Origin of the sequence: Pseudomonas sp. IT-P294, from assembly GCF_949767865.1 — a bacterium.
In the GTDB taxonomy this organism is placed as follows: Bacteria; Pseudomonadota; Gammaproteobacteria; order Pseudomonadales; family Pseudomonadaceae; genus Aquipseudomonas.
In genome coordinates this window covers 185,571-209,430 of the sequence record NZ_CATKQW010000033.1, presented here as the reverse complement: position 1 = coordinate 209,430, position 23,860 = coordinate 185,571, and the positions used below count along the sequence as shown (strand labels likewise).

The 23,860-nt window shown below is 60.0% G+C and carries 26 protein-coding genes and 1 riboswitch; of the genes, 5 read left to right on the top strand and 21 right to left on the bottom strand.

Features of this window, described 5'->3' with window-relative positions:
- Positions 1-91: 91 nt before the first annotated feature.
- Together rmuC and ACM6I0_RS19975 are read right to left on the bottom strand one after the other, a co-directional pair.
- Positions 92-1,456, bottom strand: a complete 1,365-nt coding sequence (rmuC, locus tag ACM6I0_RS19980) for a DNA recombination protein RmuC (RefSeq protein ID WP_285435535.1) — start codon at positions 1,454-1,456, stop codon at positions 92-94.
- Positions 1,457-1,631: 175 nt separating this feature from the next.
- A complete protein-coding gene (locus ACM6I0_RS19975) occupies positions 1,632-1,955 on the bottom strand; it encodes a sel1 repeat family protein (protein ID WP_285435522.1) in 324 nt (107 codons plus the stop codon).
- A 941-nt stretch (positions 1,956-2,896) separates the two neighbouring features.
- Between ACM6I0_RS19975 and ACM6I0_RS19970 the strand changes: the two genes are divergently transcribed.
- The 3 genes from ACM6I0_RS19970 (at position 2,897) to ACM6I0_RS19960 (ending at position 5,298) form a co-directional block, all read left to right on the top strand.
- Positions 2,897-3,121: a hypothetical protein gene (locus tag ACM6I0_RS19970; protein ID WP_008031832.1), complete on the top strand. Its 225-nt coding sequence runs from the start codon at positions 2,897-2,899 to the stop codon at positions 3,119-3,121.
- A gap of 276 nt (positions 3,122-3,397) precedes the next feature.
- Complete coding sequence (locus tag ACM6I0_RS19965) at positions 3,398-3,880, top strand: hypothetical protein (protein ID WP_259151025.1); 483 nt, start codon at positions 3,398-3,400, stop codon at positions 3,878-3,880.
- A 146-nt stretch (positions 3,881-4,026) separates the two neighbouring features.
- Positions 4,027-5,298 (top strand): OmpP1/FadL family transporter, encoded by a 1,272-nt coding sequence (locus ACM6I0_RS19960; RefSeq protein ID WP_285435521.1) that lies wholly within the window; start codon positions 4,027-4,029, stop codon positions 5,296-5,298.
- Between the two features lie 91 nt (positions 5,299-5,389).
- Here the strand turns inward: ACM6I0_RS19960 and ACM6I0_RS19955 are convergent, their stop codons facing one another.
- The 14 genes from ACM6I0_RS19955 to cobO all read right to left on the bottom strand — a co-directional run bounded on the left by ACM6I0_RS19955 (position 5,390) and on the right by cobO (position 16,974).
- Positions 5,390-5,941, bottom strand: coding sequence for a glutathione peroxidase (locus ACM6I0_RS19955; RefSeq protein ID WP_285435520.1), 552 nt, complete (start codon positions 5,939-5,941; stop codon positions 5,390-5,392).
- A gap of 55 nt (positions 5,942-5,996) precedes the next feature.
- The gene (locus ACM6I0_RS19950) at positions 5,997-6,119 is read right to left on the bottom strand and encodes a hypothetical protein (protein WP_285435519.1); all 123 of its coding nucleotides are present in this window, start codon (positions 6,117-6,119) and stop codon (positions 5,997-5,999) included.
- Positions 6,116-7,324, bottom strand: coding sequence for an MFS transporter (locus tag ACM6I0_RS19945; RefSeq protein ID WP_285435518.1), 1,209 nt, complete (start codon positions 7,322-7,324; stop codon positions 6,116-6,118). Before ACM6I0_RS19945 ends, ACM6I0_RS19950 begins: the two co-directional genes overlap by 4 nt.
- 53 nt (positions 7,325-7,377) lie before the next feature.
- Positions 7,378-7,782 (bottom strand): MarR family winged helix-turn-helix transcriptional regulator, encoded by a 405-nt coding sequence (locus ACM6I0_RS19940; protein ID WP_090181701.1) that lies wholly within the window; start codon positions 7,780-7,782, stop codon positions 7,378-7,380.
- Positions 7,783-7,956: 174 nt separating this feature from the next.
- Positions 7,957-8,688, bottom strand: coding sequence for an adenosylcobinamide-GDP ribazoletransferase (locus ACM6I0_RS19935; RefSeq protein WP_414923079.1), 732 nt, complete (start codon positions 8,686-8,688; stop codon positions 7,957-7,959).
- Positions 8,689-8,690: 2 nt separating this feature from the next.
- Positions 8,691-9,266: an alpha-ribazole phosphatase family protein gene (cobC, locus tag ACM6I0_RS19930; protein ID WP_414923078.1), complete on the bottom strand. Its 576-nt coding sequence runs from the start codon at positions 9,264-9,266 to the stop codon at positions 8,691-8,693.
- Positions 9,263-10,318 (bottom strand): nicotinate-nucleotide--dimethylbenzimidazole phosphoribosyltransferase, encoded by a 1,056-nt coding sequence (gene cobT / locus ACM6I0_RS19925; protein WP_414923077.1) that lies wholly within the window; start codon positions 10,316-10,318, stop codon positions 9,263-9,265. Before cobT ends, cobC begins: the two co-directional genes overlap by 4 nt.
- A complete protein-coding gene (cobU, locus tag ACM6I0_RS19920) occupies positions 10,315-10,836 on the bottom strand; it encodes a bifunctional adenosylcobinamide kinase/adenosylcobinamide-phosphate guanylyltransferase (protein ID WP_285435514.1) in 522 nt (173 codons plus the stop codon). Before cobU ends, cobT begins: the two co-directional genes overlap by 4 nt.
- A 130-nt stretch (positions 10,837-10,966) precedes the next feature.
- Positions 10,967-12,418: a cobyric acid synthase gene (locus tag ACM6I0_RS19915; RefSeq protein WP_285435513.1), complete on the bottom strand. Its 1,452-nt coding sequence runs from the start codon at positions 12,416-12,418 to the stop codon at positions 10,967-10,969.
- The gene (cobD, locus tag ACM6I0_RS19910; protein ID WP_285435512.1) at positions 12,415-13,407 is read right to left on the bottom strand and encodes a threonine-phosphate decarboxylase CobD; all 993 of its coding nucleotides are present in this window, start codon (positions 13,405-13,407) and stop codon (positions 12,415-12,417) included. Before cobD ends, ACM6I0_RS19915 begins: the two co-directional genes overlap by 4 nt.
- Positions 13,400-14,308, bottom strand: coding sequence for an adenosylcobinamide-phosphate synthase CbiB (gene cbiB, locus ACM6I0_RS19905; RefSeq protein WP_414923076.1), 909 nt, complete (start codon positions 14,306-14,308; stop codon positions 13,400-13,402). The genes cobD and cbiB overlap by 8 nt, the downstream gene beginning before the upstream one ends.
- Complete coding sequence (gene bluB / locus ACM6I0_RS19900; protein WP_222585309.1) at positions 14,305-14,955, bottom strand: 5,6-dimethylbenzimidazole synthase; 651 nt, start codon at positions 14,953-14,955, stop codon at positions 14,305-14,307. Before bluB ends, cbiB begins: the two co-directional genes overlap by 4 nt.
- Positions 14,952-16,352, bottom strand: coding sequence for a cobyrinate a,c-diamide synthase (locus tag ACM6I0_RS19895; protein WP_414923075.1), 1,401 nt, complete (start codon positions 16,350-16,352; stop codon positions 14,952-14,954). Before ACM6I0_RS19895 ends, bluB begins: the two co-directional genes overlap by 4 nt.
- Positions 16,353-16,362: 10 nt before the next feature.
- A complete protein-coding gene (gene cobO, locus ACM6I0_RS19890; protein WP_090181682.1) occupies positions 16,363-16,974 on the bottom strand; it encodes a cob(I)yrinic acid a,c-diamide adenosyltransferase in 612 nt (203 codons plus the stop codon).
- An 80-nt stretch (positions 16,975-17,054) separates the two neighbouring features.
- Positions 17,055-17,286, bottom strand: a riboswitch (cobalamin riboswitch).
- A gap of 154 nt (positions 17,287-17,440) precedes the next feature.
- On the opposite strand from cobO, the gene ACM6I0_RS19885 reads away from it, so the two are divergent.
- Both ACM6I0_RS19885 and ACM6I0_RS19880 read left to right on the top strand, forming a co-directional pair.
- Complete coding sequence (locus ACM6I0_RS19885; RefSeq protein ID WP_414923074.1) at positions 17,441-18,025, top strand: hypothetical protein; 585 nt, start codon at positions 17,441-17,443, stop codon at positions 18,023-18,025.
- Between the two features lie 67 nt (positions 18,026-18,092).
- A complete protein-coding gene (locus tag ACM6I0_RS19880) occupies positions 18,093-19,406 on the top strand; it encodes a PQQ-dependent sugar dehydrogenase (RefSeq protein WP_414923073.1) in 1,314 nt (437 codons plus the stop codon).
- A gap of 117 nt (positions 19,407-19,523) precedes the next feature.
- Here the strand turns inward: ACM6I0_RS19880 and ACM6I0_RS19875 are convergent, their stop codons facing one another.
- From ACM6I0_RS19875 to ACM6I0_RS19855, 5 genes are all read right to left on the bottom strand, one after another.
- Entirely contained in the window at positions 19,524-20,177 is a 654-nt protein-coding gene (locus ACM6I0_RS19875) for an O-methyltransferase (RefSeq protein ID WP_414923072.1), read from the bottom strand.
- A gap of 22 nt (positions 20,178-20,199) precedes the next feature.
- The gene (locus ACM6I0_RS19870; protein WP_414923071.1) at positions 20,200-20,739 is read right to left on the bottom strand and encodes a C40 family peptidase; all 540 of its coding nucleotides are present in this window, start codon (positions 20,737-20,739) and stop codon (positions 20,200-20,202) included.
- Positions 20,740-20,960: 221 nt separating this feature from the next.
- On the bottom strand, positions 20,961-21,602 hold the full coding sequence (locus ACM6I0_RS19865) for a C40 family peptidase (protein ID WP_414923070.1): 642 nt from the start codon (positions 21,600-21,602) through the stop codon (positions 20,961-20,963).
- A gap of 214 nt (positions 21,603-21,816) precedes the next feature.
- On the bottom strand, positions 21,817-22,521 hold the full coding sequence (gene hda / locus ACM6I0_RS19860; RefSeq protein ID WP_010456804.1) for a DnaA regulatory inactivator Hda: 705 nt from the start codon (positions 22,519-22,521) through the stop codon (positions 21,817-21,819).
- Positions 22,522-22,751: 230 nt separating this feature from the next.
- A complete protein-coding gene (locus tag ACM6I0_RS19855; protein ID WP_414923069.1) occupies positions 22,752-23,825 on the bottom strand; it encodes an AI-2E family transporter in 1,074 nt (357 codons plus the stop codon).
- Positions 23,826-23,860 lie beyond the last annotated feature (35 nt).

The window sequence follows — 23,860 nt, the reverse complement described above, 5'->3', positions numbered from 1 at the left end:
GCCATCGCGAGCAAGCTCGCTCCCACAGGTTTTCGTGTCGGCAACAACACTTATCCACTGTGGGAGCGAGCTTGCTCGCGATGCTTTTTAGCTATTCAGGCAACTCAGCCAATCCATCGACATCGGTCATCGCCCGCTCCAGCAAGTCCGCGGGCAAGCTCTTGCTCGCCCGCGCGCCCAGCAACTTCAACTGCTCGCTGCGACTGACCAGATTGCCGCGCCCTTCTGTCAGCTTGTTGCGCGCAGAGCTGTAAGCCTTGTCCAGTTGCTGCAAGCGATTGCCGACTTCGTCCAGATCCTGAATGAACAACACGAACTTGTCGTACAGCCATCCGGCGCGTTCGGCGATTTCCCGGGCGTTCTGGCTCTGGCGTTCCTGCTTCCACAGACTGTCGATGACTCGCAGCGTGGCCAGCAAGGTGGTCGGACTGACGATGACGATGTTGCGGTCGAACGCTTCCTGGAACAACGTTGGCTCGGCCTGCAACGCCGCCGAAAACGCCGCTTCAATGGGCACGAAGAGCAAAACGAAATCCAGGCTGTGCAAGCCGTCGAGTCGCTTGTAGTCCTTGCCGGCCAGGCCTTTGACGTGAGTGCGCAAGGACAGCACGTGCTGCTTGATGGCGATTTGGCCGATGGCATCGTCTTCAGCCGCGACGTATTGCTGATAGGCCGTGAGGCTGACCTTGGAGTCGACCACCACCTGCTTGTCGCCCGGCAGATAAATGATCACGTCGGGCTGGAATCGCTCACCGTCCGGCCCCTTGAGATTGACCTGGGTCTGGTACTCGCGGCCCTTCTCCAGCCCGGCATGTTCGAGCACACGCTCGAGAATCAACTCACCCCAATTGCCTTGGGTTTTCTGCCCTTTCAAGGCGCGAGTGAGGTTGGTGGCTTCGTCGCTCAAACGCAGGTTCAGTTGCTGCAGGCGCTCCAGTTCTTTGGCCAGGGAAAAGCGCTCTCGGGCTTCGGCCTGATAGCTTTCCTCGACACGTTTTTCAAAAGACTGGATACGTTCTTTCAGTGGGTCGAGCAACTGGCCCAGGCGTTGCTGGCTGGTTTCGGCGAAGCGCTGCTCACGCTCGTCAAAAATCTTCCCTGCCAGCTCGGCGAACTGCGCTCGCAGCTCGTCTCGCGAGCCTTGCAGGTCATTGAGGCGTTGCTGATGGCTTTCCTGCTGTTCACGCAGCTCGGCGTTGAGCGAGGCCGCCTGGGCGTCGAGACGCCGCAGTTCGGCCTCTTTGCCGGCCCGCTCGATGTTCCAGGCGTGAGCCGCATCGCGGGCGTCGTCGCGTTCGATCTGTAGCAGTTCAATTTCACGGCGCATGGCGGCCAGGTCCGCCTGCTTGGCAGCATTAGCCTGGCCCAGATCGCCGATTTCATCGCGACAGGCTTCGAGCTGAGCGTTCAAGCCGTCCTGCGCCAATTGCGACATGGCCAGGCGCTCTTCCAGCAATGCACGCTCGGCTTGCCCCTCGCTCGCCCGACGCTGAATGCGCCAGGCCAGCACCAGCAATGGCAGTGCAGCGCCCGCCAGACCGAGCAAAATGCTGGTCAAGTCCATAGCCATAGCGACTCCTGCCGATGAGATAAAGCTTGAAGGTTAACCAAGGCGTCAGAACTTGGACAGTTCAGTCTTCGATCAGCCCCAGTTCCTGTTGAGCGCGCCGATCTCCTGCGCGAGCAGCCTTGTGCAGCAAGTCCTGGCCAATGCGACGATCACGGGCGTTCCCGCATTCGCGGCACATCAGCTGGCCGAGGCGACTTTGTGCGGCCACGACACCTTCACGCGCCGGCTGTTTGAGTAACCGCCCAGCGAGGTGTTTGACGTTAGCGTTTTCACCCAGGCGCGGGCTGTCCAGCAACCACTCGGCCACGCGCATTGAGAAACGCTTGGGCGGGGTAACACGAGGTGGTGTGGAAGTGGCAGAAACTGATACTGAGCGAAACTTCATAAAGCACTGTGGGACAGATCGGAGGGCGCGCCACTCTACTCTTTTTTTCTTACAGGTAAAGCCTAAAAAAACCCTGCACGCCCGTGCTAGAGCAAGCGCTCGGGACAATCCACAGAAGCTGTGGATAACTCAGTGGACAACCGCCCTTGAACTCGCGCAAAGCCCTGTGGAATGGGGCTCTCAGTCAAACTGACGATTTTTTCACCAGTAAAAAAAAGCGATGTTTTTCATTGACTTAAATTTTCAATACAGGCACCCACTGTGGTCGAGGCGCGGATTACAGTCCGGTTACAGTCTGCGCAACTTATGTGCACAACTGCCTTCGAGTCGGTTATATCGATGTACTTTTTCGGAGCGTTTTGTCGGACGTTTCTGGGGATAACTTGGTCAAACCCTTGCCCCAGGCGCGTGCCGAAGCGACGACCAACAGTCGGAAATTGCTCCATGGCGTGATCTATTTGCCGGACCCGGAAATTAATTTGCAGTCGTGCTTCACTTCTCCAACTCGATCCGTTACTATCCGCGGCGTTAGTACCAAGCTGAAAGTCAATTCTGGTCGAACAAATCCTCCCGGTCAGCCTTCCCAACGGAAGCCTCTACCGAATAAGCGGGATCGACCACCTCGATGGTTTCCAGGTAAACCTTGCGCCAACACTGCCTTTGAATCGAAAGCAAAGGGTGTTGCGAAGCTCACTTACTCTGACCGAACCAGCCTGCAAATTGATCAGGATCTTCACCCCGGGCCCAGAACCTTTGCCCTTGATGTGTTGCCTGCCCTCCTAAGTACCTACCTGCCAGCCCAAGCGCGCCAATTATCAGCGCTTCAAACTGGCTGCTTTGTTCCAGTCGGGTTCTTCGTTCGACCAACGGTGGTCGTCGTCACTGGAACGTTTTAATTTTGCACGGCTCTTATCCGTGTCGCTTGTAGGAACACCCAGAACATGACTACTCAAATCCATACCCAGGATGCTATCCGTACCCTGACCAACGCTTTTGCACCAATGAACTGCCTGATCATGGCCGCTCGCAAAGGCTGCTTCAGCTTCACTCTGGTCAACGAACACGGCATCGCTCGTCACAGCGAACGCCTTTACCCCGATCAGTACTCCAGCGCCGAGCCGCTGCAGGCAGTGATCGAGCGTACTCGTCAGGCACTGGTTGCCTGATACGCCAGAAAGGCTGAAACCTCAAAAGCCCTGCTTGAACAGCAGGGCTTTTTATTGCCCGAAATTCCTCATCCAACGGCACGGGGCTAAGCACAAACCGATATAACGGTTATAACTCGAAGCCGGAAATATTTTAAAAACAGTCCTTTACAGCGCGAATATGACACTACACTTCAACTCAAGCGGTGCAAGCCGCTTCCGGCGAGCCTGATTCGATTCACCCGCTGCCAACGCTTAATTCAGGTATCGCCGACCACTTCATGTTTCGAGGGCTTTATGGGTATCGCTGCCAGCGAACTGTGCCGTTATGTGATTCGTCCGACCTTGATCTACCTCGGACGCCATAGCGCGACTGCCGAATCCCTGCTGCTGGGCATCGCCGCCAGCCAGTCAGCCCTTGGTTCCGCCCTGCATGACCGCCGTGGACACGGCCTGTATCGAATCGCCGAACCCCGCCACCAGGCACTCTGGGATCACTACCTGGCACTGGACCCCGAACGCGCAAGCCTGGTTCGCGGCCTGGCCAGCCAGCATGCCTTTCTCAGCGGGCCGCACCTTGAGTTGACCGTCAACCTGCGTTACGCCACTGCCATCGCCTGGCTGCTGGTAGAAGAACAGAATACCCCCCTCCCCGCCGCCGATGACTTGATGGGAATGGCCCGAATCTGGCGCCAGACTTTTCAACCTCAAGGCCGTCTGCGCGACTTCACCTACGCCTGGCAAACCTGTGTTTCACCGCTGAATCAGGTCGCCTGCTGACCCGCCGACTTCACAAAATCCCGCAACGGGTCGCGATTTCGGTCTGATTGTCCTACAAAACCGCTCTAACTCAAGCGATACAGGCTATGGCGCTGGGACGAAAATGTTGGTAATTTTCGCCCCGGTGATCACCAGGAGTTCTAATAATGAAAAAAGTAATGCTCAAAACCACCCTTAGCCTCGCTGTTACCTTGGCATCCACCCAGATCTTCGCAAGTGGCTTTGCCATCAACGAACAAAGCATCAGCGGGATGGGTACAGGTTTTGCCGGGCGATCTTCCTCTGCCGATGACGCAAGCACAATTTTTGGCAACCCTGCCGGCATGTCCCGCCTCAAGCGTGAACAAGTCACCGGCGGCGCTGCATTTCTAGACGCACACACTGACATCAGCCACGCCTCTTCCAGCCCGAACAAAGGCAGCAACGACGGCGACATGGTTCCGTTCATCGCCGTGCCTATGGGCTACTACGTCAAGCCAATCGACGACCATTGGGCATTCGGTATCGGCATGTACGCGCCGTTCGGCCTGGTGACCGACTACGAAAACGGCTTCGCCGGCCGTTACTTCGGCAGCAAAAGCGAAGTTAAAATCATCACCCTGCAACCGACTGTCAGCTATGCCTTCAACGACAAGGTGTCGATTGGTTTCGGCCCGACGATCAACCGCATCGACGGTACCCTGGAATCGAACCTTTCGATCACCCAGGCTGCACCAGACGGCAAGGTCAAGATCAAAGGCGACGACACGGCGGTGGGCTACAACATCGGCATCCTGGCTCAGGTGACCGATAGCACTCGTGTCGGCCTGACCTACCACTCGAAAGTGAAGTACAAGCTCGACGGCGACACCAAGGTCAACTACAACGTCCTGGGCCTGATCGGTCAGAACCCAAACCAGAAGTACGACGCCTCGCTGGACCTGACCACCCCTGAATCGGTGGACTTCTCGCTGACTCACCAGTTCGACGACAAGTGGACCGTTTACGCCGGTAGCACGTGGACTCGCTGGAGCCGCCTGAAAGAAATCACCGTCGAAAACAAAGGTGTTCCGGCGGTCCTCAACGGCCAATTCGGCACCATCACCGAAGAACAGAACTGGCACGACACCTGGGCTCACGCCATCGGCGCGTCCTACCAGCTGAACAAGGAATGGGTACTGCGCACCGGTCTGTCCTTTGACCAGGCACCGACCAACAACGTCGACCGCTCCCCACGCATCCCGACTGGCGATCGCAAGATTTTCAGCCTCGGTGCCGGTTGGAGCCCAACCAACGACCTGACCATCGACGTAGCGTACTCGTACCTGCGCGAAGAGTCGGTCACGATCAAAAACAGCAACGACCGTGGCCAGACTTACAACGCCAAGTATGAAAACTGGGCGAACGGTTTTGGTGTTGGCGCGACCTACCGCTTCTGATGATTCACGGCGAGCCTGAAACGCTCGCCACCTGAATCAAAAAAAAGCCCCGCTCTCTTGTAAAGAGGCGGGGCTTTTTAATGGGCTTCGATCAGGGTTGCGAAGCCAGGGCCTTTTCCACCGCTGCGATGAATTCAGGATCATCAGGCGTGGTCAGGCTGGAGAAATTGGCAATGACCTTGCCCTTGCGATCAACCACATATTTGTAGAAGTTCCACTTCGGTGCGCTGGACTGTTTGGCGAGGACCTTGAACAGATGAGTGGCGTCGTCGCCGCGTACTTTCTGCGGCTCGGTCATGGTGAACGTCACGCCATAGTTCACGTAACAGACCTTGGCCGTCTCAGCGCCATCCTTGGATTCCTGCTTGAAGTCATTGGACGGCACGCCAATCACCTCCAGCCCTTGATCCTTGTAACGCTGATTCAGCGCCTCAAGGCTTTTGAATTGCGGGGCAAAGCCACAGAAGCTCGCCGTGTTGACCACCACCAGCGGCTTGCCCTCATACCGCTGGCACAGGTCGATGGACTCCTTGGCGCGCAGCTTGGGTAACGAGCCCTGCAATAGCTCCGGGCACTCGGCCGCTTGTGCCAATCCGGTAAACGCCATCAGCAACGCGGGGACTGCAATCCAGCGCATCAGCATGTCAGTGCATCCTTGTTCAGTTGTCCAAAACGAAGTTACTCGCCCTCGCCTGCTCCTAGCAAGCACCCATGCCCAACTGCATCAGCGCCAAGCCGCCCTGATGCCAGCCCCACCACGCGAATGCCAGCAGCAAGGCGCCGGCAGCGGCAACAGCGATCCGCGGCCAGAGACTGTTCATATCGCGCTCATCTGGGTTTGCAGGCGCGCGACCGGTCGCTCACGCACGGGCCAGTTCAGGGCCGCTGCCATCAGACTCAAAAGAATCGCCACTTGCCAGATCAAGTCATAGCTCCCGGTTCGGTCATATACCACCCCGCCCAACCATCCGCCGAGGAACGAGCCGAGCTGGTGGAAGAGGAAAACGATCCCGCCGAGCATGGACAGGTTTCGCACCCCGAACAAGGTGGCCACGGTGCCATTGGTCAACGGCACCGTCGACAGCCACAGGAAGCCCATCGCCATGCCGAACAGGTACGCGGTGGTCGTGGTGACCGGCGCCCACAGAAACAGCGAAATCACCACCGCTCGCAGCAGGTACAGTCCCGTCAGCAAACGTGGCTTGGACATGCGCCCGCCTAGCCAGCCGGCGGTGTACGTGCCAAAGATATTGAACAAGCCGATCAGCGCCAGCACCGTAGTGCCCACCGTGGCCGGAAGGTGCTGATCCACCAGATAGGCCGGCAAATGCACGCCGATGAACACCACCTGGAAACCGCAGACAAAAAAGCCGAACGCCAGCAACCAGAAACCCGAATGGGAACAGGCTTCGCGTAGCGCTTCGGGCAGCGTTTGATCATGGCCAAGCACCGGCAATGGTTTGTCCTTGAGCATGCTCACCAACGGAATGATCAACGCCACAAGCAGGCCCAGCACCAGCAAGGCGGCGGACCAGCCGAGCCAGCCGATCAGACCCAGCGTACCGGGCAACATGGCGAACTGGCCGAAAGAACCGGCGGCGCTGGCAATGCCCATGCCCATGCTGCGTTTCTCCGGTGGCACTGCGCGACCGACCACGCCGAGGATCACCGAGAACGAAGTGCCGGACAGTCCGATGCCGATCAACAGGCCCGCGCTCAAGGACAAGGTCACCGCCGAATCGGACAGGCCCATGAACACCAGGCCCAAGGCGTACAGCACGCCGCCGATCAACACCACTTTCGCGGCGCCAAAGCGGTCGGCCAATGCCCCCGTGAAGGGCTGCGCCAGACCCCAGATCAGGTTCTGCAAGGCGATGGCAAACGCAAACGTCTCACGCCCCCAGCCGAACTCGGCACTCATTGGCGCCAGAAACAGCCCGAAGCCGTGCCGCACGCCCAAAGACAATGCCAGAATCAGCGCACTCCCCACCAAAACCCAACCACACGTACGCCACATCGATGTCATTTCTTATTCTCCGGTCGCGGGTATATACCCGCTTAAGATCGGAAAAACCGGCATCAAGCCAGTTCGTCCAGCAATCGCAGCAAGGTTTCGCGTTTCTCGGCGCCCAAACGGTCGATCAACCGTTGTTGCGCCGCCTCCCAGGCCGGCAAGGCTGCAGCCAGGCGTTGTGCACCCGCCTCCGTCAGCCGAACGATGCGGTTACGCATGTCCTCGCCTTCGACCAATGCCACCAGGCCTTCACCTTCCAGCACCCGAAGATTGCGCCCCAAGGTGCTGCGGTCCAGCCCCATGGCTTCGGCCAGGGTGGAAATACTCGGTTCATTCAGTCGCTGCAGATTGCACAGCAAAGAATACTGGGCGACGTTGATCCCGAAGCCGTCGAGAGCGCCGTCGTAATGCCTGCTGACGCCACGGGCGGCGCGACGCAGGTTGATGCATAAACATTGGGAGTCGAGCATAGTGCGTGTATATACCCGCGAGTGTGTTAAATCAAGTTACAGTTGGATTCAGTCAGAAGAACGGGAGTGTCAGGCAGACCGCCTTCGCGAGCAAGCTCGCTCCCACAAATGACCGCATTCCCCTGTGGGAGCGAGCCTGCTCGCGAAGTGGCCAGCACACCCAACACAGAAACATCAGACCAACGCCAGTCCCACCAGCACCGCCATCTCCAGCAACTCCAGCAATGCGCCTGCGGTGTCCCCGGTCGTCCCACCCAATCGCCGCAGCATCACCTGCCGCAACCAGACGAACGTCCCGCCCGCCAGCACCAGCGCCCAGACGCCGCTGAAACCGGCGATCAGCACACACGCCAGTGCGCTGACCGCCAACACCTGTTTACCGGCCGAGCGCGGCAGATGATCAGCCAGTGCCTGACCCAATCCGCCGGCACGCACGTAAGGCGTGGTCAGGAATAAGCCCAGCATCGCGCTGCGGCCGATCAATGGAACGATGATCAGCCAAACGCTGTGCTGCTGCTCGATCAACGCCAGCAACGCCGTGAACTTGAGCAGCAACACCAGCACCAGCGTCACCACCGCGATCGGTCCGCTGCGAGGGTCTTTCATGATCGTCAGCGTGCGTTCACGGTCGCCGAAACCACCGAGCCACGCATCGGCGCTATCGGCCAGGCCGTCCAGGTGCAACGCGCCGCTGAGCAATACCCAAACCGTCAGCAGCAACGCGGCGTGAAGCAACAACGGCGCGCCCAGCAACAGCCCGTTCAGCGCCCATAAAATGACGCCGAACAGCAGCCCGACCAGCGGATAAAACAGCAACGAACGCCCAAGCTCTTGAGGCACAGGCATGCCCGGAAGACGAATCGGCAAACTGCTGAGAAATTGCAGGGCGATCCAGAACGGCAACATGGTCAGAGGACTTCCTTGAGTGTCACGCCAGCCTCGACGCTCAGCGAGAAAAGCGCACCGTGGCCGACTTCAACGTTGAGCAATTGCTCACGCGGCAACCCCCGCGCTTGAGCCAGCAGCAGACGCATGACACCACCATGGCTGATCAGCAAAATCCGCTCGCCCGCATAGACAGCGTACAGCCGCTCTACAGCGGCCAATACACGCTTGGAAAAATCTGCCACCGGTTCACCGTCAGGCGGCGTGAACGCATAAGGATCAGCCCAGAACAGGCCCAACGCCTCGGCATCGGTCTCCATCAATGCCGCTGCGCTTTGCCCTTCCCAAGCGCCGAAGTGCAGTTCCTGCAGATCTTTATCGAGCACCACCGGCAAACCCGATTTCGCCCCCAACTCTTCAGCGAAGCGCGCGCAGCGCTGCAACGGCGAACTGATCAGTCGATCCCACGGACCCTGTTCAAGCACTGCCGCGCGCATCTGCTCCCAGCCCTTGCTGGTCAGGGCATCATCGAGACTGCCGCGCAAACCGCCGCCCAGTTCGGTTTCACCGTGGCGCAGCAAGTCCAGGCGCAGCGTCATGCCGGACGGTCCGCCACGGCCGCTTCGGCAAAGGTTGCCATCTGCCCGTGAAGATCGCAGGCCAGACGCAACAACGGCACGGCCAACGCCGCACCACTGCCCTCACCCAGGCGCAGGCCAAGGTCCAGCAGTGGTTCGGCTTTCAGGGTTTCCAGCACATGACGATGACCCGGCTCGGCACCACGATGACCGAACAACAGCCATTCACGGCATGCCGGATTCAAGCGTACGGCCACCAACGCGGCGACGCTGCAAATAAAACCGTCCACCAACACCGCGATGCCTTCCTGGGCACACGCCAGGTACGCACCAACCAATGCCGCAATTTCAAAACCACCGAGGTTGAACAGCGTCTGCAAGGCATCACCGCGCTGAGCGCCGTGCAAGGCCAAGGCGCGCTCGATGACCTGAGCTTTATGGCTGACACCCGCCGCGTTCAAGCCTGTGCCGGGGCCGGCCAGATGCACCACTGGGCAATCAAGCAAGGCACACGCCAGCGCGCTGGCCGCCGTGGTATTACCGATGCCCATCTCGCCGCCGATAAACAACTGCGCGCCCGCCGCGAGCGCACGCTGCACGCTGTCGCGGCCAGCCTGCAAGGCGAGTTCGCCCTGGGCCGACGTCATGGCCGCGCCTGCGACGAAATTGGCAGTGCCCGGGCCGATGTTGAGGTGACGCACGCCCGGCAAATTCAACGACGGCGTCACCGTGCCAAGGTCGACCACTTCAAGGGAAGCACCGAGCTGGCGCGCCAGCACGCTGATTGCTGCACCGCCGCTGACGAAGTTGTGCAGCATTTGCCCGGTGACTTCCTGGGGAAACGCCGACACGCCTTCTGCGACGACGCCATGATCGCCGGCAAAAATGGCGATCCACAGTTGATCGAGACTCGGCTTGACCTGACCTTGCAGCCCCGCCAATTGCACCGCTACCGATTCGAGCCGGCCGAGAGAACCGGCGGGCTTGGTCAGTTGCTGTTGCCGCGCCTGCGCCTGTTCAACAGCTTGCGCATTGATCGGCTTGCACGGTTTCAGCCACCAGGATTGAGTCATAACGCAGTTCCTTTCAAAGTCAGGGGCAGGCCGGCGACGGTCAGGACGACACGTTGGCAGCGCTCGGCCAAGGCTTGATGCAGCCAACCGGCTTCATCGACATAGCGGCGAGTCAATTCGCCCAGCGGCACGACACCCATTCCGGTCTCGTTGCTGACAAAAATGATTTCACCCGGCAATGACGCCAGGCAATCCAGCAAAGCATCGCGTTCGGCAATCAGACGCTGATCGTCTTCGAGCATCAGCAGATTGGTCATCCACAGGGTCAGGCAGTCGACCAGCAGGCAACGGTCGACGCGGGCGGTGTCGCGCAACACGCGGGAAAGTTCGATCGGTTCTTCGATCAACGCCCATTCGGCAGGGCGACGGGCGCGGTGATGAGCGACCCGTTCGTTCATTTCACCGTCCAATGTCTGGCTGGTGGCGATGTAGGTGACGGCCAGCGCGCTGTCGCAAGCGAGTTTTTCGGCAAGACGACTTTTGCCGGAGCGAGCGCCGCCGAGGATCAGTTGCAGCATGGTTGATTCCTTAAAATCATCGGTGAGGCGAAAGGCCCCATCGCGGGCAAGCCCGCTCCCACAAGGATTGAGGTTGTTCGCAAAACCTGTGGGAGCGGGCTTGCCCGCGATGAGGCCAGCAAAACTCACCTCAAATCCCGCAAAGTTCGCGCAGCAGCGCGGTATCCAGATGCTTCTCCACCAAATCCGCCAACCGTTCGATATCGCGCTCACGCAACCCGTGGTAATCCACGTCCTGCACCTGCTGCAAACCCGCCCAGCGCAGTAAGGCGCTACACGCCGCCGGGGATTCAAACAGACCATGCAGGTACGTGCCCATAATCTGTCCGTCAGCACTTTGCGCACCGTCGCAGCGACCGTCGTCCAGCTGCACGACGGCGTTTTCCAGCGCCGGCCCGGTGGTCACGCCGGCATGAATTTCGTAGCCGCTGACCTCGGCATCTTCCAACACCAGACGTCCGCGCACATTGCGCAATTGCTTCTCTTCTTCGAGCTGTGTTTCGAACGCCAGCAACCCCAGGCCAGCACTGGAACCCGGGGCACCTTCAAGGCCCAGCGGATCATGCACTTGCTCGCCGAGCATTTGCAGGCCGCCGCAAATCCCCAGCACTTTCCCGCCGTACCGCAAATGACGACTGATCGCTGTATCCCAGCCATTGGCCCGCAGGTACGCGAGGTCGCTGCGCACGCTTTTTGAACCGGGGAGGATGATCAGGTCAGCCGGCGGGATCGCCTGGCCGGGGCCGACGAATTGCAGGTTCACTTGCGGGTGCAGGCGCAGCGGGTCGAAATCGGTGTGGTTGCTGATGCGCGGCAGTACCGGCACCACCACGTTCAACACCCGGTCTGCCTTGTCAGTCTGGCGCTGATCGATGCCGTCCTCGGCTTCCAGGTGCAAATCCATCACATATGGCAGCACGCCGATCACCGGTTTGCCGGTGCGCGCTTCGAGCCAGTCGAGGCCCGGTTGCAGCAACGCGAGGTCGCCGCGAAAACGGTTGATGATGAAGCCTTTGACCCGTGCCTGCTCGGTCGGCGACAGCAGTTCCAGCGTGCCCACCAGATGCGCGAAAACCCCACCGCGATTGATGTCGGCGATCAACACCACCGGGCAATCCACCGCTTCGGCGAAGCCCATGTTGGCGATATCGCCGGCACGCAGATTGATCTCGGCCGGCGAACCCGCGCCCTCGACCATCACCACCGGATAGGCCGCGCTCAATCGTGCATGGGAGGCCAGCACCGCTTGCATGGCGATGGCTTTGTAGTCGTGATAGGCGACGGCGTTCATCGTCGTGACCGCACGACCATGAATGATCACCTGGGCGCCGGTGTCGCTGTTGGGTTTAAGCAGCACCGGGTTCATGTCGGTGTGCGGCTCTAGATTAGCCGCTTGAGCCTGCACCGCCTGGGCGCGGCCGATCTCGCCGCCGTCGGCAGTCACGGCACTGTTGAGCGCCATGTTCTGTGGTTTGAACGGCACCACACGCACGCCCTGACGCGTGACCCAACGACACAGCGCCGTCACCAGCGTGCTTTTGCCGGCGTCGGACGTGGTGCCCTGCACCATCAACGTAGTCATTGGGTTTCCTTGTCGTAGGCTGCAAACGCTTGCTCGAGACGCTGCCAATCCGCTTCATCCCCAGGCAAGCCGAAACGCAGGCTGCTGTTGTGGGCGAACAAGCGCAGCAAGATGCCGCGCCGCGCCATGAAGTCGTGAAGGACTTCGGCGCGCTCGGTGATCAGCCATTGAAACAAGGCGCAGCCGCCCTGAGGCTGGAAGCCGTGCCGTGTGAGCAACAGCGCCAGGCGCTCGCTCGCCGCTTCGCTGCGCAGGCGTTGCCGGGCATGGCCTTCGGTGTCCAGCAGACACGCTTGGCCGACCACGCGAGTCGGCCCGCTGACCGCCCAGGGCCCGACCTGCTCGGCGAGCAATTTGAGCAACTTGCGCTCCGCCAGCACAAAGCCCAGTCGCACACCGGCCAGACCAAAAAACTTGCCAAAAGAGCGCAGCACGATCAGGCCGACAAGGTGAGTAAAAGGCGCCAGACTCAACATCGGCGTGTTGTCCATGAACGCCTCGTCCACCACCAGCCAGCCCCCGCGAGACGCCAGTCGGGCATGCCAGTCGAGCAGACGACTCGGGGTCAGGCTCAGGCCCGTCGGGTTGTTGGGGTTGACCACCACCAGCACGTCGAGGCTGTCGAGATAGAAGTCGACTTCCTGCTCCAGCACTTCACGCACGATATAGCCGTTGCGTCGCCACGCTTCGGCATGTTCGGCGTAACTGGGTGACAGCACGCCGACCTTACCGGCGCGGCGTAAACGCGGCAGCAATTGGATGGCCATCTGCGAACCGGCAACCGGCAGCACCTGGGTTGTGCCGTAATAGTCGCAAGCGGCCTGCTCCAGACCGTCTTCGGTTTCGGGCAATCGCGCCCAGGCCCGCAACGGGATCTCAGGGATCGGGAACGGCCAGGGCGCGAGGCCACTGGACAGGTCCAGCCAGTCGGCTTCTGCAATAGCGTATTCGAGCGCTGCCTTGCGCAAGCGGCCACCGTGCTCAAGCATAGAATTCAGCCCCCACGCAGAGGATCAGCAACCATAACCATACCCCGCGCTGGACCAATTGCCAGCCCCGGTCGATGGAGTCGGCATCCGCTGGCACACCCTCGCCCAACTGTGGACGTTGATGCAGTTCACCGTGATAGATCGCCGCCCCGCCCAGCTCGACGCCGAGCGCGCCAGCACCGGCGGCCATCACAGGGCCGGCGTTCGGGCTGTCCCAGGTCGGGCCCTGGCTGCGCCAGCACTTCAACGCCAGTCGGGTTTTGCCCAGCAGCGCGTAGGTCAACGCCACCAGACGTGCAGGAATGTAGTTGAGCACGTCGTCGATCTTCGCCGCCGCCCAGCCAAACCGTTCGAAGCGCTCGTTGCGATAACCCCACATCGCGTCCAGGGTGTTGCTCAAACGGTAGAGCACCACACCGGGCGCGCCGGCCACGGCAAACCAGAACAGCGCGGCGAACACCGCATCGCTGCCGTTCTCCAGGACGGATTCAGTGGCGGCGCGGGCGACTTCGGTTTTATCCAGTTCGCTGGTTTGACGGCTGACCAGATAACCGACCCGTGTGCGCGCTTCAACCAGATCATCACTGCGCAGGGCCTTGGCCACCGGCTCGACATGTTCGCCGAGGCTGCGCATGCCGAGCGCGCAATAAAGCGCGAGGATCTCGACGATCCAGCCGACGTAAGGCGCCCAGGAAAATGCCGTCGCCAGCAAAGTCAGCGGCACGACGGCGATCACCCAGGCGGTGACGCCGTGGCTGCGCCAGCCGCGCCCTTCACCGTTGAAACGTTGTTCGATGCGATCGGCAAAACGGCCGAACGCCACCAGCGGATGCCAGCGTTTGGGCTCACCCAGCAGCGCGTCCAGCGCCACTGCGGCGACACTCAATAACGCCACACTCATTGACTCACTCCCCAATAGTTTTCATACAGCAACTCACTGAGCGGACGTGCCTGTGCCCACCCTTCGAGCACCAGCATCGGCGCTGGATAGAATTCCTTGACCGGCCCAAGACAAAGCACCGCCAACGGCTTGGCCCCGGCCGGCAACCCCAGCAGATCCGCCAGCGCTTGCGGCTCGAACAGTGACACCCACCCCATCCCCAGCCCTTCAGCGCGAGAGGCCAGCCAGAGGTTCTGGATCGCGCAGGACAACGAGGCCATGTCCATTTCCGGCAAGGTGCGACGACCGAAAATATGGCGTTCGCGATCGTCCATGAGTGCAGCGACCAGCACCTCGGCGCAGTCGTTGATGCCTTCGACCTTGAGCTTCATGAATTCGTCGGTGCGCTCGCCGAGGGCTTCGGCGGTGCGGATGCGCTCCTCTTCGACCAGAGACTGGATCTTGCCGCGCAGGGCGCGGTCGCTGATGCGGATGAAACGCCAGGGCTGCATCAGGCCGACGCTTGGCGCTTGATGCGCGGCTTCGAGCAGGCGCCTCAATAGTTCGGGCTCGACCGTGCCACCGCTGAAGTGGCGCATGTCGCGGCGTTCGGCGATGGCTCGGTAGACTGCATCGCGTTCGGACTGGCTGAATGCGTTGTCGGTCATGGCCTCTTCGCGAGCAGGCTCGCTCCCACAGTGGAAGGCGTGCTGTCTGCAGAAACACAGTCACCTGTAGGAGTGAGCCTGCTCGCGATGGCGTCCTCAAGGTCAGGCGAAAACAATGCGGCTATCGCCGACGGATTCGACGGAAAATAGAAGTGCACATAAGAGGCCGTCATCCGCCCCTCACGATAAACCGCCTCCGCCCCACGCCCGCCGTTCGGGCTCAGGCCCCGAGCAATGGGCTCAAGCTCGGTGCTGGTCAGCGAATGGTGATAGGTGTGGCCACGCAGCGAACCTTCCGGCAGTTCCACCGCTTGCAACGCCAATGCCGCCAGACGCTTTTGCATCACCGCATCGCCTTTGAGCAAGCCGACCAGCTCAGCGCGCGTGCCTTCGACATCGGTCAACGAATCCAGCAGATACAACATCCCGCCACACTCGGCCAGCAACGGCTTGCCGGCGGCATGATGCGCACGGATCGCGTCGAGCATCGATGTGTTCCGTGACAGCGCCACATGGTGCAATTCCGGATAACCACCCGGCAGATAAAGGCTGTCAGCCTCGGGCAATTGGCTGTCGCGGATTGGCGAGAAAAACGACAACTCGGCGCCCATGGCCCGCAGCAAATCCAGACTCGCGCCGTAAGTGAACGCGAACGCCTCGTCACGGGCCACGGCGATGCGCACGCCGGCCAGCAAAGGCTCGGCAACGATTATTTCAGGTGCTGCGAATTCCACGGGCGGTGGCAGCGTCACGTCGCAACTGCTGGCCAGTGATTCGGCGGCCGCATCGAGGCGCAGATCGAGGTCATTCAACTCACTGGCCTGAACCAGACCGAGATGGCGACTCGGCAATTCGATCCCGGTTTCCCGCGACAAGGCGCCGTACCAGCGCAAGCCTTCGGTGAGGCTGCCTTCAAGCAGTTGCGCGTGACGCAATGTGCCGACGCGGTTGGCCAGCACTCCGGCAAACGGCAAGTCCGGTTGATACCTGGCCAATCCCAACGCCAGCGCACCAAAGGTCTGCGCCATGGCGGTGCCGTCAATCACCCCGAGCACCGGCACACCAAAGTGCCGCGCCAGGTCGGCGCTGGACGGCGTGCCGTCGAACAGCCCCATGACCCCTTCGATGAGGATCAGGTCCGCTTCACCGGCGGCTTCCCACAACAGCCGACGACTTTCCTGCTCGCCGACCATCCACATGTCCAGCTGATACACCGGCGCACCGCTGGCACGCTCAAGAATCATCGGGTCGAGAAAGTCCGGGCCGCATTTGAACACGCGAACCTTGCGCCCCTGGTTGCGATGCAAACGGGCCAGCGCAGCGGTGACGGTGGTCTTGCCCTGGCCGGAGGCCGGCGCGGCGATCAGTACTGCCGGGCAATGACGTATGCTTTTCATAAAATAGTATTCACAGCTCGACGCCTTTTTGCGCTTTGATCCCGGCCTGGAACGCGTGCTTGATCACGCCCATTTCGGTGACGGTGTCGGCCAGCTCAATCATTTCCGGTTTGGCGCCGCGACCGGTGACGACCACATGTTGCATCGGCGGACGTGCCTGCAAGTCAGTGAGCACCTGATCGAGGTCGAGATAACCGTGCTTGAGGGCGATGTTCAGTTCATCCAGCACCACCAGGCCGATGGACGGATCGCGCAACAACTCACGGGACACCGCCCAAGCTGCTTCAGCGGCGGCGATGTCGCGCTGGCGGTCCTGGGTTTCCCAGGTGAAGCCCTCGCCCATCACATGAAAACGCACCTGCTCCGGGAAGCGGCGGAAGAACAGTTCTTCGCCCGTGCTATTGCGGCCCTTGATGAACTGCACCACACCGCACTGCATACCGTGGCCCATGGAGCGGGCGAGCATGCCGAAGGCCGAGCTGCTTTTGCCTTTGCCGTTGCCGGTCAACACCAGTAGCAATCCGCACTCGTTCGGGGAATTGGCGATGCGTTCGTCGATCACGGCTTTTTTGCGCTGCATGCGCGCCAGATGGCGTTCGTCACGATCGGGGGAATCAGTCATGGGGGAGCTCTCCGTTGAGGCTGGATAACGGCGGGCAGGCACAAGAATAGACGGCAAAAAGCCTGGCATCGCCCACCGTGATGCCGCTGGATGAATCAGGCCGGTCTCCGGGCTCATGAGCGGCGTTCGCCTGACTGCGCGCCTTCCCATGTCAGTCGACACAGTGGCTCAAAGCGCAGCTTTTCACTCATTTACCGTTGCGGGGGCAGCGCCGGGATCGTGCTGTTCATGAGTTGAACCAACGCACTCACCGGCTTCCCTGTTTCACTCTGTCGACCAAGGCCACAGAGCACCTGAAACAAGCCGCGAAGGTTAGAGGGTTGGGGGTGGAGCGTCAATTAAAGCCGGGGCGCCACCGGGCGAATAACAGCCGTTGATCAAAAATATGACGCCAATCTTGTGCCACGCGCGCCGCAATGATATCAAAGAGCCACAATCCCACATCACAATAACAAGGGTAAGCCACATGCAAGGCATGATCATCAGCAATCCGAAGCTGGAATTCCTGCGCCCGCTACTGGAACGCTGGTTTGACTGTATCGACCGCTACAACGCGGTGCGCGGTGATAACGACACACCTTATTGGTACGACGAAAAAGCCAACCTTGGCCTGCTCGCTGCCGCGGCGTGGATGGCGGAAATGGTTACGTTGCAGCAGACCCCGACGCGCAAGCAAACCGAAGAAGGCGAACGCAACGGTCGCGCCGATCTGTTTATCGCCACCCCCGAGGAGCGCGCCTACCTCCAGGCCACTCAACGCTGGCCACGGGTCAATAACCTGAACCTGACGCAGGCCTTGCAGGACATTACCTGCGATGCCAAACGGATCAGCTATGCCAGCGACCTGAAACTCGGCTGCCTGTTCGTCGCGCCGCAAAAGACCCAACAAAGCGCGACACCGGAAGAACTGCAGGACATGGTCGACGACCTGCAAAAGGAACACTGCTGCGCCGTGGCCTGGTATTTCCCGTACGCCTACCGCAAGTTGCGCAGCGAAGCCGGCAACTATCACCCGGGCATTGCCGTGCTGCTCAAGGAAGCCCGCGGCTGATGGGTTGAACCATCGCACCACTGATCTTCTCTATGATTAAGTCACTGCATTCATAGGGAAGATCAGTATGCGCAAGCCCCAGCTCGTTCTCGTTATCGCGCTCGCCGGAGGGCTCGCCGCTTGTGGTGAAACTTCCAGCCTGCAAGTCACCGACGGCACCGGCCCGTCCCCCAAGCTGCCCGAACCGAACAAAACCCTGATTCCGACGGTGAATATCGCCCCGGCAATCGGCTGGCCGGCCGGTGCAAAACCCACTGCCGCGCCAGGCACTCAAGTGGCCGCGTTCGCCGAAGGACTCGATCACCCGCGCTGGCTTTATGTGCTGCCCAACGGCGACGTGCTGGTGGCTGAAACCAACGCGCCACCCAAACCCGATGACAGCAAAGGCATTAGAGGCTGGGTGATGAAGAAAGTCATGGGCCGTGCCGGTGCTGGCGTCCCCAGCCCCAATCGCATCACCTTGCTGCGAGACAAGGACCATGACGGCATCGCCGAAACCCGCACGGTGTTCCTGGAGAACCTCAACTCACCCTTCGGCATGACCCTGGTCGGCAATGACCTTTACGTGGCCGACACTGATCGCTTGCTGCGCTTTCACTATGAAAATGGCGACACGGCGATCAAATCGCCGCCCATCAAAGTGGTCGATCTGCCAGGGGGCACGCTGAATCACCACTGGACCAAAAACGTCATCGCCAGCAAGGACGGCAGCAAGCTGTACGTCACTGTCGGTTCCAACAGCAACGTCGGTGAAAATGGCCTGGACAAGGAAGAAGGTCGCGCGGCGATCTGGGAAGTTGATCGGGCCACCGGCAATCACCGGATCTTCGCCTCGGGGATTCGCAATCCCAACGGCCTGGCCTGGGAGCCGCACACTGGCGCCCTGTGGACGGCAGTCAATGAGCGCGACGAAATCGGCAGCGATCTGGTGCCGGACTACATCACCTCTGTGAAGGATGGCGCGTTTTACGGCTGGCCTTTCAGCTATTACGGCCAGCACGTCGATGTGCGTGTCGAACCGCAAAACCCTGACCTGGTGGCCAAGGCAATCGCACCGGATTACGCGGTTGGCCCGCATACCGCATCGCTGGGATTGTCTTTCGCCGAGGGCAACACACTGCCGGCGCAATTCAAGGAAGGCGCCTTCATCGGCCAACACGGCTCATGGAACCGCAAGCCGCACAGTGGCTATAAAGTGATTTTTGTTCCCTTCGCAGGAGGCAAACCGAACGGGCAACCGGTGGACGTGCTGACCGGCTTCCTTAACGACGATGAGAAAGCCATGGGTCGGCCAGTGGGCGTGGTGATTGATCAGCAAGGCGGCTTGCTGGTGGCCGATGATGTGGGGAACAAGGTGTGGCGCGTTTCGGCCGCGAAGTAACTGCAACACACACCTTGTAGGAGTGAGCCTGCTCGCGATTGCGTCAGCATAGCCAGCAATGACGTAGCCTGACGGATCGCTATCGCGAGCAAGCTCGCTCCCACAGGGGCATCGCGTTTAGCGTTTGCGGCACAGTGTCAGTCCATCCCCCAACGGCAACAACGACAGATCCACCCGCGAGTCATCCTTCAAGGCGCGATTGAGCGCCTGGATGGCTCGCGTGTCCGCACTCTCGGGATTGTGCTCCAGCACTCGCCCGCTCCACAGCGTGTTGTCGAACACCGCCAGACCGCCGATGCGCAACAGACGCAATGCATGCTCTAGATAATTCGGGTAGTTGGCTTTGTCGGCATCAATGAAGATCAAATCGAACTGCCCCGGCTCATCCAGTGCAGCAAGAGTTTCCAGTGCAGGCGCAAGGCGCAGATCAATTCGTCTTGCGAGCCCTGCTTCCTGCCAGTAATGACGTGCGATGGCGTTGTAGTCGCCCGGAATATCACAGCAGATCAACGAACCGTCATCGGGCAACGCAGCGGCCATGCACAGGGCGCTATAACCGGTGAACGTACCGACTTCCAGCAGACGCTTGGCGCCGATTAGTTTGACCAATAGAGCGAGGAACTGCCCCTGCTCCGGCGCCACCTGCCAACGAGCCATCGGCATCGCCTGGGTTTCATCACGCAGGCGTTTAAGCAGCGGCGTTTCCCTCAGGGAAACGTCGAGCAGGTATTGGTACAGGGAATCATCGAGATTGAGTGTGCGAGCGGTCATGACACCCTCCTCGGAGAGAACGTTATGGATTGCGCGCCAAGTGCTCAGGCTGCAGAACGCGCTTGGCGCTCAGATAAGCCTTCTGCCAATAAGCCTTGGACAAGCTGTCGAGCTTCACCGTGCCGCCGGTGGCCGGCGCATGGACGAAACGACCTTCGCCGACGTAAATCCCGGCGTGGCTGACCTGAGAACCGCCGTTGGTGGCGAAGAAAATCAGATCACCGGTTTGCAGGCCTTCCTTGCCAACGTTGGCCGCCTGCATGGTGATCAACTCGCGAGTGGTGCGCGGCAGGGAAATGCCGGCGACATCACGGTAGACGTAGCCGATCAGGCCGCTGCAATCAAAACCCGAATCCGGCGTGTTACCGCCCCAACGATACGGCGTACCCACCAGACCCAGCGCGCGGAACAGCACATCTTCCGCCTCGGGCGAAAAGGGTTGCGGATTGCCGAAGACAATCGGCGCCCGGATCACCGCAGGAGCAGGTGGCGGTGCATGGCTGGCGCAGGCGCTGAGCAGCGCTGCGAAAAACATGAGTGCGAGGCGTGCCGACATAGTCATAAACAGAACATCCTGATCTGGCGGCGGCTTTTTTTGCCGAAAAGGCTGAAAAGAAAACCGCCTGCGCAGGACGCAGGCGGTTTGCCATCAATAATAGATCAGGATTCTAGCGACTATGGGCCAAACTTCAAGTAAGACTTTAAGTTCACCTTACAAGTTGTCCGCCTACTCCCTTGCAGAGAGGCGTTTTGTCGCCACCCAGGTGGCGACAGACTGAATATTTACTTGCGCGCGGTGACCATGGTCGGGGCCATCGCGAGGGCGCGCTTGGCTTCGATAAAGGTTTTGCTCCAGTAGCTGTCGCCCAGGCTATCGACCCGGACACCACCGCTTTTGCGGCTGCTGGAGTGGATGAACTGGTTGTCACCCACATAGATCCCGGCGTGACTGACACGACCGCGACGACCATTGGTGGCGAAGAACAGCAGGTCACCCGGCTTCAGCGCGCTGCGAGCTACCAGCGGTGCGTCGACGTTGATCATTTCGCGAGTGGAACGCGGCAAGTTCATGCCGGCCTGTTCACGAAACAGATAGCCGATGAAACCGCTGCAATCGAAGCCAGCTTCGGAGGTGCCACCGAAACGGTAACGGGTACCGATCAGAGACATGCCACGTTCGAGGATGCTGTCGGCCAGAACCGGAAGCTGGTATGACTTGCCATCGGCGAAGTTTGCCAGTTCTTTATCGGTGGCCACGCCGTCTTGGTAAAGCTCTTCCTGGAAAAGAACGGAAGAAGACTGGGCGGTCATTGAATTCTTGAACTGTTGTTGTTGCTCTTGCTGGGACACTGGAGAGTGAGCAGCGCAACCGAACAACAGGGTGACGAGTGCGAGAGGCACGAGGGGTGCGAAGCGCTTTAGCATGGGCACGACCGTGGCTGATTAGTTGTGAAGAAGCCGCGACTATGCCCGCTATCATCCTCATTTGCAAATTCAATCGAACTTTATGTGACTTCTCGGTTTCGCGTAAACATCTAAGCGCTTAAGCCCCATTTAGACACCTGCGCAGCCTACAGCCTGTAGGAAAGCGGATTTTCTGGCGCCTGAAATATGCCGAAACCCGTGCCAGGCTTGGGTTTTACCAGCCTAAAGTTTCTTTCAGGAACGGAATGGTCAGCTTGCGCTGAGCTTGAAGAGAGGCCTGGTCGAGGCGTTCAAGCAGCTCGAAAAGTGCACTCATGCTGCGGGTGCCGCGAGTCAAAATAAAATGCCCGACCTCATCGGTCAGGTGCAGGCCGCGACGGGATGCACGCAGTTGCAAGGCACGTAATTTGTCTTCGTCCGAGAGCGGACGCATCTGGAAAATAAGAGCCAGGGTCAGGCGCGATTTCAGGTCCGCCAGCTTGACCGGCAATTCGCGTGGCGAGGTCGAGGCCGCAATCAGCAGACGTCGACCGCTGTCGCGCAGACGATTGAACAGATGGAACAGCGCCTCTTCCCAATCCGCACGGCCGGCGACCGCCTGCAAATCATCCAGGCAGACCAGTTCGTATTGTTCAAGGTTATCGAGGATCGAGATGCCGCGATCCAGCAGCTCGGCCAACGGCAGATACACCGCCGGCTCCCCCAGTTGTTCGAAGCGCAGGCAAGCCGCCTGCAACAGATGCGTGCGCCCAACCCCGTCCTTGCCCCAGAGATAAATCAGGCTTTCGGTCCAGCCGGCGTCGGCTTCGCATAGCCGCTCGACATAGCCGAGTGCAGCGGCATTGGCGCCTGGGTAGTAATTGATAAAGGTAGCGTCGTCACGCAGACGCACACCTAGGGGCAGCTGAATCGGTTTCATGCTGACTGAACAGTTCCAAAGGAACCGTTAGTGGCCTCTGTGTAAAGTTTGCGAAGTTTATACCCGTGAGGCGGGTCGCACAATGCGACAGACCATAAGCAAAATCAAAGGTTTGCGTTAGCGCCCGGGTTTTATGACAGTTTCTTTGGCGGGGAATGTGACAGCGGCGCAAGGGAAGCAGGCCAGCCCGGCATCAAACCGGGCCGCCCGCGACAGGTCATCAACGCACCTTATAGCTCAGGTTCGTCGACTCCACTGTACATATCGGAATCCTTATACAAATCATGCACATGGCGCACCAGCACCATGATGACCGCCGCCACCGGCAATGCCAGCAGCACACCGGTAAAACCGAACAGCTCGCCACCCGCCAGAATGGCGAAGATTACCGCTACCGGGTGCAGACCGATCCGGTCACCCACCAACAGCGGCGTCAACACCATCCCTTCCAGCGCCTGACCGACCATGAATACCGCGACGATACCCAGCATGGGGTAAAGGTCACCACCGAACTGGAACAGTCCGGCAATCAATGCCGCGCCGATCCCGATGACAAAGCCCATGTACGGCACGATCGCCGCCAGGCCTGCGATCATTCCGATCAGCAACCCCAGCTCCAGCCCTAGCAGCATCAGCCCGGTAGCGTAAATCACACCCAACGCCAGCATCACCAGCAATTGCCCGCGAACAAACGCCCCAAGCACCTCGTGGCACTCGCCCGCGAGAATGACGACACGCTCTTCGCGATCACGGGGCAGCAGGCTGCGGATCTTGGCCATCATCACATCCCAATCGCGCAGCAAGTAGAAACTCACCACCGGGATCAATACCAGATTGGCCAGCCAGCCGATCAATGCCAGTCCCGACGCTGTCGCCTGACTCAGCACCACCCCGACAATGTCGGTAGTCTGGCCCATGTGTTCACTGATCGCAGCCTTGAGCTTGTCGAACTTCCAGAAGTTATCCGACAGCCCGAATTTCGATTGCGCCCACGGCAGTGCGGTGTGCTGCAACCAATCGAGCATTTGCGGCGCCAATTCATACAAGCGAAACAACTGCTTGGCGAGCATCGGCACCAACACCAGCAGCAGCGTCGTGAAGATCAGGGTGAACAGCGCGAACACCGCCACCACGCCCCAGGTGCGTGACAGACCCGCCTTCTCCAGCCGGTCAACGAGCGGATCGAACAGATAGGCCAGCAGCAACGCAACCAGAAATGGCGTGAGGATCGGATGCAACAACCAGACAAACGCGCAGAGCAGAACCACTCCACCCAACCAGAACCAACGCCGCGTATCGGCCATGTGCCACTCCCTATGCATCTATATAAAGAAAGAAA